This window comes from Sphingomonas sandaracina (assembly GCF_036663695.1).
Lineage (GTDB): Bacteria > Pseudomonadota > Alphaproteobacteria > Sphingomonadales > Sphingomonadaceae > Sphingomonas.
Window position 1 is genome coordinate 468,109 of record NZ_JAXOJK010000003.1, and the last position, 13,252, is coordinate 481,360.

General features: G+C 67.0%; 11 protein-coding genes. 3 read left to right on the forward strand and 8 right to left on the reverse strand.

Annotated elements, in window-relative coordinates; genetic code table 11:
• Nucleotides 1-42 precede the first annotated feature (42 nt).
• Entirely contained in the window at nt 43-906 is an 864-nt protein-coding gene (gene motA, locus U1707_RS11640; protein ID WP_332800223.1) for a flagellar motor stator protein MotA, read from the forward strand.
• 13 nt (nt 907-919) lie between these two features.
• On the forward strand, nt 920-1,822 hold the full coding sequence (locus U1707_RS11645; RefSeq protein ID WP_332800224.1) for a flagellar motor protein MotB: 903 nt from the start codon (nt 920-922) through the stop codon (nt 1,820-1,822).
• Nucleotides 1,823-1,968: 146 nt separating this feature from the next.
• Here U1707_RS11645 and U1707_RS11650 read toward each other — a convergent pair whose 3' ends face one another.
• The 8 genes from U1707_RS11650 to U1707_RS11685 all read right to left on the reverse strand — a co-directional run bounded on the left by U1707_RS11650 (nt 1,969) and on the right by U1707_RS11685 (nt 11,645).
• Entirely contained in the window at nt 1,969-2,472 is a 504-nt protein-coding gene (locus U1707_RS11650; protein WP_332800225.1) for a Ros/MucR family transcriptional regulator, read from the reverse strand.
• Between the two features lie 224 nt (nt 2,473-2,696).
• The gene (locus tag U1707_RS11655; protein WP_332800226.1) at nt 2,697-3,257 is read right to left on the reverse strand and encodes a GNAT family N-acetyltransferase; all 561 of its coding nucleotides are present in this window, start codon (nt 3,255-3,257) and stop codon (nt 2,697-2,699) included.
• Complete coding sequence (locus tag U1707_RS11660) at nt 3,254-3,853, reverse strand: 4'-phosphopantetheinyl transferase family protein (protein ID WP_332800227.1); 600 nt, start codon at nt 3,851-3,853, stop codon at nt 3,254-3,256. Before U1707_RS11660 ends, U1707_RS11655 begins: the two co-directional genes overlap by 4 nt.
• The gene (locus tag U1707_RS11665; RefSeq protein ID WP_332800228.1) at nt 3,850-7,818 is read right to left on the reverse strand and encodes a Pls/PosA family non-ribosomal peptide synthetase; all 3,969 of its coding nucleotides are present in this window, start codon (nt 7,816-7,818) and stop codon (nt 3,850-3,852) included. Before U1707_RS11665 ends, U1707_RS11660 begins: the two co-directional genes overlap by 4 nt.
• A gap of 132 nt (nt 7,819-7,950) precedes the next feature.
• Nucleotides 7,951-8,769 carry an EAL domain-containing protein gene (locus tag U1707_RS11670; RefSeq protein ID WP_332800229.1) on the reverse strand — a complete coding sequence of 273 codons (819 nt, stop codon included), beginning with the start codon at nt 8,767-8,769 and terminating at the stop codon, nt 7,951-7,953.
• Complete coding sequence (locus tag U1707_RS11675; RefSeq protein WP_332800230.1) at nt 8,766-9,974, reverse strand: acyl-CoA synthetase; 1,209 nt, start codon at nt 9,972-9,974, stop codon at nt 8,766-8,768. Before U1707_RS11675 ends, U1707_RS11670 begins: the two co-directional genes overlap by 4 nt.
• A complete protein-coding gene (locus U1707_RS11680) occupies nt 9,971-11,263 on the reverse strand; it encodes a sensor domain-containing diguanylate cyclase (protein WP_332800231.1) in 1,293 nt (430 codons plus the stop codon). The genes U1707_RS11675 and U1707_RS11680 overlap by 4 nt, the downstream gene beginning before the upstream one ends.
• Before the next feature lie 7 nt (nt 11,264-11,270).
• Complete coding sequence (locus U1707_RS11685; RefSeq protein ID WP_332800232.1) at nt 11,271-11,645, reverse strand: PAS domain-containing protein; 375 nt, start codon at nt 11,643-11,645, stop codon at nt 11,271-11,273.
• A 268-nt stretch (nt 11,646-11,913) separates the two neighbouring features.
• Here U1707_RS11685 and U1707_RS11690 point away from each other — a divergent pair, with 268 nt between their 5' ends.
• The gene (locus tag U1707_RS11690; protein ID WP_332800233.1) at nt 11,914-13,236 is read left to right on the forward strand and encodes a chloride channel protein; all 1,323 of its coding nucleotides are present in this window, start codon (nt 11,914-11,916) and stop codon (nt 13,234-13,236) included.
• The last annotated feature ends 16 nt before the right edge of the window (nt 13,237-13,252 follow it).

Here is a 13,252-nt window from a genome sequence, read left to right on the forward strand (position 1 = left end):
TAAGTATTCGCCATCGTCGGCCCAGAGGGAATTTTCAGCACCATGTTTCCGGTCATCGGCATCGTCGTCCTTCTCGTCATGGTGTTCGGCGGATTCGCGTTCACCGGCGGCGCGCTCGGCCCCGTCCTGGAGGCGATTCCGCACGAGATGCTGATCATCGGCGGCGCCGCTGCCGGCGCGCTGATCATCGGCAATTCGGGTAAGGAACTGAAGGCGCTCGGCGCCGGACTCGGCAAGGTCTTCAAGGGCCCAAAATACAAGAAGCAGGACTTTCTCGACGTCATCTTCCTGGTCAGCAAGCTGATGAAGATGCTGCGGATGGACGGGCCGATCGCTCTGGAGCCGCATGTCGAGGACCCGCAGTCGTCGGCGGTGTTTGCGGAATATCCCAAGCTGTTGAAGGACAAGGCGCTCATCAACCTGATCGCCGACACGTTGCGGCTGGTCGTCGTGTCGTCGGGCACGCTCGACGTCCACGCGGTCGAGGAGGTGATGGACCAGTCCATCAAGACGCATCATCACGAGGAGGAAAGCGCGCATGGCACGCTGACCAGCCTTGCCGATGCGCTGCCTGCGCTCGGCATCGTCGCGGCCGTGCTGGGCGTGGTGAAGACGATGGGATCGATCGACAAGCCGCCGTCGATCCTCGGCTCGATGATCGGATCGGCGCTGGTCGGCACGTTCATGGGCGTGCTGCTGGCATACGGCATGGTCGCGCCGCTCGCCAACCGGCTGAAGCAGGTGCTGGACGCCGACGCGGCGATCTACGGCGTGGTCAAGCAGATCATCATCGCCTCGCTGCATGGTCATCCCCAGCCGCTGGTGATCGAGGCCGCGCGCTCGGGCATCGCGCACAAGAATCAGCCGGGCTTCGCCGAAGTCTTCGACGGCCTGCGCGGCAAGTAAGGCACGATCCGACATGGCCCGCGCCCCGCACGGCATCAACCAGCCGCCCAAGATCATCTACAAGAAGGTCTATATCGAAGGGCATGGCGGCCATCACGGCGGCGCCTGGAAAGTGGCCTATGCCGATTTCGTGACCGCGATGATGGCGTTCTTCCTGCTGCTCTGGATCCTGGGTGCGACCACCGAGAAACAGCGCAAGGGAATCGCCGATTACTTCGCGCCGACGCTGCTCGATACGCGATCGCTCGGGATCGGCGGCGGCGCGCTGTTCGGCGGCGAATCGATCCTCGACAAGAACAAGATCGGATCCAAGGCGGGCCAGACGAACATGCCGCAGATCGCGGTTCCCGATGCGGGCAAGGGCGGCGCGTCGACCGGTACCGGCGAGCAGGGCAAGATCAAGAACCGCCGGGCGCTCGCCAGCGAGGATCGCAAGAACTTCGAATCGATGCGCAAGCGCGTGCTGAGCCAGATCGCCGCCTCGCCCAAGCTGTCGCGGCTGGCGAGCCACGTCCGTTTCGTGCCCACGCAGGACGGCCTGCGGATCGACCTGGTCGACGATGCGGATTATTCGATGTTCGCACTGGGCACGACCGCGCTTGATCAGCAGGCGGGCGACCTGATCGGGATGATCGCGAAATCGATCGAGGGGACGCAGAACTCGATCATGATCCGCGGCCATACCGACAGCGTGCCGTATGGCGACCCGCGCGCGATGAACAACTGGATGCTGTCGTCGGGTCGTGCCGAGGCGACTCGCCGCCGGCTGTTGCTAGGCGGTACGCCCGAGACGCGGTTCGAACGGATCGAAGGCGTTGCCGACCGCGAACCGCTGATCGTCAAGGATCGCGCCGATCCCCGTAACCGGCGCGTTGCGATCACATTGCTCTATCGGCGGGGCGTGTTCGGCAAATAAGCGGGGACCGGTACGTGCGGACGAGTAATCGTGCACCGCTGATCGGGGAAAGGCGCCACGTGACATGACTAAGGCCCGACATCGCGAGATGCCGGGCCTTAGTCATGACTGTCGGCGTCGAACGACGCCGCCGCTGATTGCGGCGGTTACTCGGCGCCGGCGCCGGCAGTGTCGGTCTTGCGCTTACGGGCGGCGGCCGGTGCGGGCGCCGCTTCGGCCTTGCGTGCGCCGGGTTTGCGGCCCAAGCCGATCTTCTTGGCCATCGCGCGGCGGCTCTCCGAATAATTCTCGGCGACCATCGGATAGTCGGGCTTCAGGCCGTAGCGTTCGCGATATTCGGCGGGCGTCATGCCGTGGGTCGCGAGATGGCGACGCAACGTCTTGTAAGACTTGCCGTCGATCATCGAGATGATGTGATCCTTCGACGCGAGCGATTTGCGCGCGGTGACTGCCGGCGTGTATTCGGTCGCGGTTTCGGTCGGTGCGGCATCGGTCGTGCCGTCGAGCAGGGTAGAGACCGTCTCGTGCATCTTGCCCAAGAATGCAGGGACATCTTCGGCCGAACTACGCGTGTTCGGGTTGCCGAGCCATGCGATCGTCAGTTCGGTTGCGAGCTCGACCGCATTAAGGTCTGTTGTATCTTCGGCCATGCTACACTCCATTGTCCAATGCCCCATTAGCGAGCATCGGCAACGTATTCAACCACATGGCGGGCAATCGGGGTCTTTAATCCAAGAAAAACATGATGGAAAGTCGTTTCGCGGCCAAATAAGTTCATTTTGATTGCTGTGGATCAGTCAATGCCGTGCGCGAATTGCGCCAGCTTCATTGCCGTATTCATTCCGGCGATATCAAGCCGTGCTGGTGGACGGGATCACAATGATGTGGTCGGCCTGCGTGTGCTGACGTTCCCAACACGCGCCTCTGCGAGGCGAAGGGCGGCATCACGGCTTTGTTCGAGGCTTTTGAGCGAGGTGCGCGCGAGATCGAAGCGAAGTTCGTGCATGTCCATGCCGGAGCGGTAGCCGGCGGGCCAGATGCTGGTGAGTTCGAAGCCGCAATGCAGGAAGAAGGGCGAGACCTGTGGGGAGGTATCGACGGTGACGTAGCGCGTGGCGGGTTCGGCGCTGGTAGCGACGTGGAGCAGGCGTTCGAACAGCAACAGCTTGCCGAGGCCGGAGCCGTGATGGGCGCGCGCGGCCATGCCCCAGAAAAGCAGCGCCTTGTTGTAATGCTCCCAGATCTCATAGCCGCCGAATGCGCTGGGGATGCCGTCGACGTCGACCACGAACGCGGGGCCGTCGGGGTCGTCGAGCGTCTCCTCCAGCCATTCGCGGTCGCCTGCGCCGAAATAGTCGGGGAGGTTGGAGTCGAAGATCGCGAGGACGGCGGCGCGGTCCTGTTCCTCGTAGCGGCGGGTCAGGATTCTGCTCATTGCGGGCTCCACTGCGCGATGGTCTCGATCGCGTCGTTGGTGGCACGGCTCCAGCAGCGCGATGTGCCTTCGAAGGTCGCGGTGGCGTGGGTCGCGTCGGTCACGACGGTTTCGATTGTCTCGGGGCGGATGCGGCGGGGTTCGCCGATGAGCTTGGCGTGTGCCTCCTTGATGGTCCAGCGCCGGAGCCACGCGTGGGGCTGGGCGGGGGCGGGCAGGCGGCGGAGGGCGTCGGCTTCGGTCGGGGTGAGCATGTCCCAGAGCGGGGGGTGAGCGTCGACGACTTCACGGTCGACTGCGATCGGATCGCGCGCGACGCCGATCAGGGCGCGCGCGCCGCGGCTTGACAGGCCGAGATACCAGCCGTTGGGAGCTGCAACGATTGGCGCGCCGGCGGGGCTGTGGGTCAGTCGAACATCGCACGACCCGCCGGCCAGTTTGCGGATGAGGGCGCAGGCTTCGCCGTGCCGGATCGCTCGCGCATCGCCGGGCAGCCCGGCGGCGTACGGTCCGGTCTCGGCAACGCTCCACGCCACTGGCGACTGCCCGTCCCAAGCAAGTTCGGAGAGCGGGCCATCGTGCCAGATCGGCGTCACGTGGCGACGGCGATCCGTGCGGGACTCCCGTCCCAGCTCGTGCCGTCGGGGAGCGTTTCGCCCTTCATGACCACGGACAGGTCGCCGAGTTGTGCGTCCGCGCCGATCTCCGCATCGTACAGTACGATCGCGAGTGAGCCGATCGTCGCGCGGTCGCCGACGCGGATCGCGCCGACCTTCATCACGCGGTCCTCGAACAGGTGCGTCTGCAGGCCCGCGAAATCGTTGAGCGCGACGTCGTCGCCGATGTCGATCAGGTCGTGCTCGGTCAGGTCGGTGGTGTCGATGTAGCAGCGCTTGCCGATCCGCGCGCCCATCAGGCGGAGGTACACGCCGATCCACGGCGTTCCGCGCAACGGTTCGAGCAGGTTCGCGACGGCGAGGTTCTCGTAGGTCGCGGTGACGAGTTCGGTGCGCCAGACGAAGGGGCTCCACAGCGGCGCGGTGGTCACCTTGTAGCGGCCGACGACGAGCCATTTGAGCGCAAGCACGAAGATGCCGCAGGCGAGGCAGAAGCCGACATAGAGGAACGGGAAGGTGGCCGCGATCACCAGCCCGCCATGGTCGAGATCGTCGAGGTCGCCGACCACCGAGAGCAACAGACTGAAGAACACCAGGAACGCGGTCAGCGACAAGGTGGTGCGGACCGCCTCGATCGACAGGCGCGTGGCGATTAGTGCGCGCGACGGATTGAACCGTGCGCCCTCGTCGAACATCGTGTTGACCTGTCGTACCGGCAGCTTGATCGCGGGCGACCCGAACCAGGTGCTGCCGGGCTCGGTGGCGAGCGCCGGGTCTGCCGGTGGCTTCGAGAGAACGCCGACCAACACCTCGTCGCCGATCTGCGTGCCGCTCGGCAGCAGCGCGGAATTGCCGATGAAGCTGCGGCGGCCTATCTTGGTATGCGCGAGTTCGATCGTGCCGTGGCCGATCCGCGCTGCGCCGAAGATCACCGAATCGGCGATGAAGCTCTCCTCGCCGATCTCGACGAGGTCGGGGACGATCGCGCTGGCGGTCGAGATTTCCGCGCGGCGGCCGACCTTTACGCCGAGCGCGCGGTACCACGGCACCACGTACAACGTCGCGAAGATCGGGTGGAGCAGGCGTAGCGCGAGGTCGTTAATCTGCTGGACGAACCAGTAGCGGACGTAGAACCCGCTGTTGAGCGCATAGACCGCGGGTGCGACGCGGCCGAGGATCAGGCGCTTGGCCGCTACGGTCAGCACGCACATCATCACGACATAGGTGACCGCGAGCAGCGGCGCGACCGCGACATAGGCATAGCCGCTGGTCGCCCAGTCGAGCTCCATCAGTGCGATCAGGCCGGGCGCGATCGGCAGGATCGCGACCAGCGGCAGGATCAGCGCGCACAGCAGCAGGCCGATCGACGGGCCGGCGCGGCGCGGGGCCGGGATAGCAGGGCGGCGGGGCGCATCGCCGTCATGCGCAGCGGGGGAGCCAGCCCAGCGCTGGCCGGCGGGGATCGTCGTATCGGCGGGCAGTGCGGACAGGTCGTCGAGCATCGCATCGTCGCCGAGCGCGGCGTTGCGGCCGACCACCGCCATCGACCCGACGAACGCGCCCTTGCCGAGTTTGACCGTGCCGAGCCGCAGCAACCCGCGCTCGACCGAGCTGGTCGACAGCACCGACTGGTCGCTGATGATCGCATCGTCGTCGGCGTGGAGCAGGTCGGCGGTGTCGATGATCCCGGTGCCGATATGCACGCGTTCGCCGATTGTCGCGCCGAGCATCCGGTAATAGCCGCGGATCATCGGCGTGCCGGCAAGATACGGCGTCGCGGTGACGCCGATGATCCGGCGGACCAGCCACCAGCGGAAATAATAGCTGCCCCAGAGTGGGTAATCGCCTGCCTTGAACCGCCCGACGATCAGCCATTTGAGCACGATCGACAGGAACATCGACGCAATCGGCACGACCGTGAAGAACAGCCCGCTGAGGATCAGTGCATCGACCCGCGGCATGTCGCCGGCGAGATGCGTGTAGGCGAGATAGGGCGAGAACCACTGGAGCCCCGCCAGCGTGTAGATCGGCAGCAGCGCGAGCGTCTGCGCGGCGACGCACAGCCGGCGCTTCCACGGCGCGATATGGTGGAAACTGGTCTCGTCGAGGATCGCGACCGGCGTGGTGCCGCCGATCCGGAGCGCCAGGGCGCGAATGGTGGGCGCGGCGTAGACGTCTTCGAGCGACAGGCCTTCTAGGCCGCGCACCTTGCGCGCTGCCGATACGAGGCGTGCGGCCTTCAGCGAATGGCCACCGAGATCCTCGAACAGGTCGTCGAGTACGGAAACCGGCTGCGGTGCGAACGCGTCGGTCCAGACGCGGTGGAGGCTTTCCTCCAGCGGCGTCGCGGGCGGCACCATCTCGCGGTCCGACGTGACGGTGATCTCGGGCTTGACCAGCGCCTTGCGGTCGACCTTGCCCGAAGCCGGCAGCGTCGGCAGATGCGACAGGATCTGGTAGCCCGCCGGGCGCATATAGTTGGGCAAGCGCTCGGCGACGCGGGTCTTGAGGCCGACAAGGTCGATTTCTTCGGCGGGGCGTGCGATCAGGAATGCGGCGAGAAATTCGGAGCCGTCGTCGTCGGTGAAGAGCTGGACGACGGTCTGCGCGACGCCCGGCCATTCGCCGATCACCGCCTCGATCTCGGCGAGTTCGACGCGGAAGCCGCGGATCTTCACCTGCGTGTCGATGCGGCCGACGAAATCGATGTCACCCGCGGCGTCGAGCTTCACGAGATCGCCGGAGCGGTAGATCCGCTCAGGCGCGCCCGACGGCCCGTCGAACGGCGTCATGATGAACTTCTCGGCGGTCAGGTCGGGGCGGTTGACGTAGCCGACGCCGACGCCGGGGCCGCCGATCACGAGTTCGCCTTCCTGCCCGTCGGGGACCGGCTGCATATGCTCGTCGACGATCCAGGCTGTGTAACCGGGCAGCGGCTTGCCGATCGTGATGCGCTGGCCGGGAAAGACTTCGGTCCAGGTCGCGGTGACCGACGTCTCGGTCGGGCCATAGGTATTGAGCAGCCGCAATCCGGGACGCGCGAGCCTGCGCGGCAGGTCGGCGGGGCACGCCTCGCCGCCCATGTTGAGCAGGCGCAGCGTCGGAACGGGATGCTCGACGAGCGCGATCAGCGAGGGGACGACGTGCCAGATCGTCGTACCCGCCTCGGCCAGCGCGATCGCCACGTCGGGCCCGCTGGTCGCCAGCGCCTCGGTCGCGACGAGCACGACGGCGCCGACGAAGAACGCGCTCCACATCGTCTCGACCGACATGTCGAAGGCGAGGCTGAACCCGCCGAACACGACGTCGTCGGGGTTGAGATCGAGGATCGCGCTTTCGGAGCGTACGAGGTGGCACGCATTGGTGTGCGAGATCATCACGCCCTTCGGCCGCCCGGTCGTGCCCGACGTGTAGATGATGTAGGCGAGGTCCTGCGGGTTGCTGTGCGTCACGTCGCGGCCGATCGGTTCGACCGGTTCCGCGGCGAGGTCGCCCATCGCGGCGTCGAGTGCGAGCGTCTTGCCCTTCAGATCGGCGACCCGGCTGGCGACGGTGATCGTCAGCGCGGCTTCGCTGTCCTCGACAATGAAGTCGATGCGGTCCTGCGGATAGCCCCAGTCGACGGGCACATAGGCAGCGCCGGCGCGCAGCACGCCGAGGATCGCCATATATTGATCGAGCCCGCGCGGCAGGCACAGCACGACGCGGTCGCCGCGGCCGATCCCCATTGCGCGGAGGCGGTGCGCGAGCGCCAGGCTGCGCGTCGCCAGATCGGTATAGGTCCAGCGGATCTTGCGGTCATGTTCCTCGTCCGCACCGATCAGCCGCAGCGCGGTAGCATACGGGTGCGCGGCGCGCGTGGCGTCGAACAGCTCGTGCAGCAATTCGTCGCGTGCGTACGGCTCGGCCGGCCGCAGCGCCGGGGCGGGCACGATCGATGGCACGCCCGCACCTGGCAAAAGCGTGCGTTGCGAGGTGCTTGACGAGAGGTCTGGATGCATCGGCGGGCTTTAGCCCATCTCCTGGATAGTTTGCTATATGTCAGAAACGGCGCGGCTGACGTGCGGGTGCGTTCGTCACGCCGCCAGCGGGGAGTCGGCGAGCGCGAAGGAGGGCAGGGCCTCGACCGCGGGACGCGCGATCAGATATCCTTGGCAGAGGCGCAGGCCGATCTCGCGCAGCGTCTGCAATTCCGCCGCGGTCTCGATTCCCTCTGCGATGCAGCGGATGCCGAGTTCGTCGGCCATGCGAACCACGCTCGCGACGATCGTCCTGCGCGACGCCGAGCTGTCGACGCCGCGGATCAACGCCATGTCGAGCTTCAGCATGTCCGGCCGCAGGTCCGCGAGCAGGCCGAGCCCGGCGTACCCCGCGCCGAAATCGTCGATCGCCGTGGTGAAACCGCGCGCCTGATAGGCTTCGATGATGTGCCGGACATGCACGACGTCGACCATCTGCTCGTTCTCGGTGAACTCGAACATCAGCCGGCCGGGGTCGAACCCGACGCGGCGAGCCGCCGACAGCGATGCACGGATACAGGCGTTCGGTTCGTAGACGGCGTTGGGCATGAAGTTGATCGACAGTTTCACACCGTCGTCGGGGGCGAAGAGCGTGCCCGCCAGTTCGATCGCCTTCACCCGGCACGCCTGATCGAACTTGTAGATCATGTCGGGCTCGATGCCGGCAAGCACTTGGCCCGCCGACTGACCCTCCGTCCCGCGGACCAGCGCCTCGTAGGCGAAGACGGACCCGGTATGGATATCGACGATCGGCTGGAACGCCATCGTGATCGCCGTGCGCAGCGGGGCGCCCGTCCGGCACCCCTGGCAGGCGGCCGGTCCGGCCACGGGTGTGGCGCGGGCGGTATCGGCCGCCGGGATCGGTGCGTGCATCATGCCCAGTCTTCCAGTTTTCCCATGGCGTTGCGCGGCAAAATCGGCCCGAAGCGAAAGCTGCGTGGGCGTTCGGGGTCGGTCAGGCGAGGGGTGACGACCCGGTCGATACGCGCCGACAGCAGCACGATGTCCTGACCATCGCCCGGCACGACGAACGCCTTCAACCGCCCGTTGGCATGCAGTCGTACCGCGGCGTCGGCGACGCCGTCGACGGCGCGAAGGGCCCGTGCGACGCGTTCCGGCCAGACATTGTGTCCGGCGACCTGCACCGCCCCGTCGCGTCTGCCGATCGGCCGCAGCGCGCGGTCGCCGATGCGTTCGACATGATCGGGCAGGTCGAAATACCGGCCGTCGCGGTCGACGAGTTGCAGATCGCCTGCGCCGTTCGGCCGCAGGTGCCAGCGGGGCAGCAGATCATACCCGGTCGCGGGCACGTCCCGCATGGCGATGCCCCCCGTCTCCGAGGCGCCATAGACATCGACCAGTCGCGCCAGCCCGGCGGCAAGCAGCCCCGCCGCCACGCCATCGTCCAACGATCCCGCCGAGCTGACGCCGACGACATCGTCCGGGAAACGGCGGATGATACGGCTCAGGGCCTGCCACTGATCGGGGACCGCGACGACGAGATCACCCGGATCAAGGCCCAACGATGCGCCGATCGTGCGCACGACGACCGGAACGCCCAGCGCGTCGGGAAGCAGGCCGGTCCAGACGATCCCGTACAGATGATGCGCCGGTACCAGCGCGATGACCCTGCGCCGATCCGCGAACCGCGTCGCAAGGAACGCGGCCTCGTCGAGCAGGTCGGCGATGGCGTGGACGCAGGGGCGCGGGCTGCCGGTCGAACCGGACGTGGCCACCGTCATCCGTCCGTCGCCCGCGGCGTGCGCGTGCATGATCCAGTCGACCCAGGCCCCCACGGTGCGCGGCGGTTCATGGCTCAGCACGCTGTCATCGAGGTCGAACGTCTCGGCCAGGGCACCGAGCGCACCCAGCTGTTCCATCGAATCCAGTCCGAGCCCGTCGTCGGCGATCGGCGTCGAGTCCAGCCAGTCCCCGCATGCCAAGGTCCGGGGAGCAGCGTGCCGGTCGTCGGTATCGCGCAGGCGGCGCAGTTCGGCTGCGACCACGGCGCAGGCGATGCGGTGCGCCGCCGGGCGCTGCAACACGGGCGATAATTCGGGCGCCACTACGGACAGCGTCACGCGGCGCAGGCCTGGCGGTGGCACACCCGGTTTCGTCCGGCACGCTTGGCGGCGTAAAGGCGCTTGTCGGCAAGCGCGATGAGCGTATCGATCGAACCATCGGCCTCATCGAGCGTCGCGCATCCAAGGCTCGCGGTGACGGTCAACGGCCCACTCGGTGTTTCCACCTCGAGCGCGGCGATCGCCGTGCGTATCTGCTCGGCAAGAAGCACCGCCTGGTCGCTATCGTAGCGCGGCAGGAGGACGCCGAACTCCTCGCCTCCCAGTCGCGCGAAGATCCCGCACGGCGGCAGCAGCAGTTTGCAGGCGTCCGTAACGCGGCACAAAAGGGTATCGCCGACCGGATGGCCATAGGTGTCGTTGACCGTCTTGAAGTGATCGAGATCCATCACGACCAGCGACAGGGATTGCCGCAATTCGCGCCAGTGGGTCTGCTCGCGCTCCATCACCTGGCCGAAATACCGCCGGTTAGACGCCCCGGTCAGATGATCGGTAGTCAGCAGCCGGCGCATGTCCTCGGCGGGTTCGCCGCCGCGCGGAACGTCGCGCAGGACGACCGAGAAACTGGATGGGCAGTCGTCGTCGGGGCCCGATCGCGCGACGACGAGGCGCTGACACCAATAGCGTTCGCCGTTAGCACGCTGCTGCCACCCTTCCTGCAGATACCATCCTTCGCGCGCGGCGATCACCAGCTGCTCGTCGAGCCGCAGGTCGCCACCGGGCGTGTCGGTGTCCAGGATATGCGCGAGATCGCGTCCCAGCACGTCGGCACAGGCATGCCCGGTCTGGCGCGTGAAGCAGGCGTCGGCCGATATGATCCTGCCGCTCGGCGTGATCGTCAGGGCGGCATAGTCGCTCACCCCGTCCAGCAGCGTCGCAAACCAGGTATTCGCCTGGCGCAGCCGCTCCTCCTGAACGACCTGCTGGCTGATATCCGACAACGTTGCCATCAGGCGGTTCGGCCCCAGTTTCACCAGCGTACAGGCCAGCACCTTCGGCGGCGCCACATGCCGCCGGGTGCCGAGGTCGACGAAGATGCGATGACCGTCGCAGATACGCCCGGTCGCGGGCGCATAGGCAGCGGCGATGCTGCGCAACTCGGGCGCGTGCTGTTCGAATGCCGCGAACAGGTTGCCGGGATCGCGCGGCCCCGCGAGCGGCAACAGATGCTGCATCGCGTGCGGGTTCATCAACCCGATTTCGCCGGTCGCATCGCATTCGATCAGCCCGACGGGGCAGGCATACAGGAATTCGAGCAGCTGTTCCTCGCTGGACGTGTCGCACATCATCGCGGTTTCACCGTTCGATGAGGATATAGCGGCGCGGCATTCCAGCACTCGCGAGCATGCGCAACCGGACCCGGGTCGGCCGCATCCGCAACGTCAGGACATAGGGGATGATGTCATCGATCTCGGGCTCGTCCTCGAACCGCTGGGCGACCATGAAATTGTTCATGCACTGTCCGACGGCGTCGAAGAACGGCACGCCGATGACCGCGCCGGGATCGAGCCCCGCCATGCGCGCCTCGGCCGCGTTGTAGACCTGCACGACCGTATCCGCAGCGAACCCGACCACCCCGAACGGCAGGGCATCGCGCCGGCTCGCGCTCATGCTCTCGAGGTCGCTCAGGGCAACCGCTTCAAAACTCGATTCGTTCAGCGACACGACCATGACTCCTTGTAAGGATGCTATGCTCCAGAGAGCGTTAAGCATCGCCTAAAATCGGCACCGGTTCGCAGGCGACAAGGCTGTCCGAACGCGTGCGGACGGGCATGCGGGTACGACGTGCGCTCGCAAATATGTGCAGGTCCGCAAGGCCTTTCCGTCTCGCCAGGGTGACGCGCCGTCGTCTGCGGGGCATAAGCCGATGCATGACCAGCATGATCGCCCCCGCCCACCCGGTTCCCGCGCCCGCCCCTGCGTCGGTCGGGGGGCGGGCATGAAGCGCACGACCAAGACGCGCGTGCGGATCCTGTTGCAGCGGCACGCGCCGAGCGCGGTCGTCTGGCGGCGGCGCGTCGCGATCCTCGGCGGGGCGATCATGATCGGCGTCGTCGCGCTAGGGTTTGCCGCAGCGGCGGATCGCGCGGGCGAGGCCTTCACGGATATCGTCGCGCGCTGGTGGTGGGCACCGCTGCTGATGACGCCGATAGGGTATGCGGCGATCGCGTGGATCACGCTGTGTATCGCACCGGCAGCGCGCGGATCGGGGATCCCGCAGGTCATGGCAGCGACGCGCGATCCCGATCATGCGATGACCGGGCTGGTCTCCGCCAGGACGGTCATCGTCAAGCTGGTGCTGACGATCGGGACGTTGTTCGTAGGTGCGTCGACCGGGCGCGAGGGGCCGACGGTACAGGTCGCCGCGTCGATCATGGGCTATGCGCACCGCGTGATGGCGATCCCGCTGCGCGCATCGGTGTTCATCGCCGGTGGCGCGGCGGGCGTCGCCGCCGCGTTCAACACGCCGCTGGCCGGCGTCGCCTTCGCGATCGAGGAACTCGCCGCCGCATACGAACAGCGGATGACTCTGTTGGTGATGACCGCGGTGCTGATCGCGGGCATGGTCAGCCTCGGACTGTCGGGGGATTACGTGTATTTCGGCGTGATGCGGCAGACGTTGACCGTCCGCGAGACCCTGCTTGCGGCACCCGTCGCGGGTATCCTGGGGGGACTGGCGGGTGCGCTGTTTTCGCGGTCGGTGATCGCGACCGGGCGGACGCGCTTGGCGCCGGTGGCATGGTTGCGCGCGCATCCGACGCTGTTCGCCGGTGGGCTCGGCATGGTCGTGGCGGTCATCGGCGTTGCGAGCGGGCTGACCTGGGGCACGGGATACGGCGCCGCGCGCGGGATCATCACCGGTGGCGACGTGCCGCACTGGTTCGGTGCGGCCAAGTTCACGACGACGCTCGCGACCGCGGTGTCGGGCATGCCGGGCGGGATCTTCGCGCCGTCGCTGTCGGTCGGGGCGGGGATCGGCGACATGCTGCGCAGCGTCTTCCCCGATTATCCACCCGGCGCGATCGTCCTGCTGGGGATGGTCGCGTATTTCACCGGCGTCGTCCGCGCGCCGCTGACCGCGGTCATCATCATCTCCGAGACGACCGCCAGCCGCGGGCTGATGATGCCCCTCGTCGCGTCCGCGCTGATCGCGGATTTCGTCGCGCAGGCGGTGTCGAAGGAGCGGCTGTACCACGTGCTGTCGGCAGGATTCCTGCGGACCGACGGGGCGGCATCGCCGGGCGCAGCGCACGCGACCTAAGCCTCGGTGCCGTCGC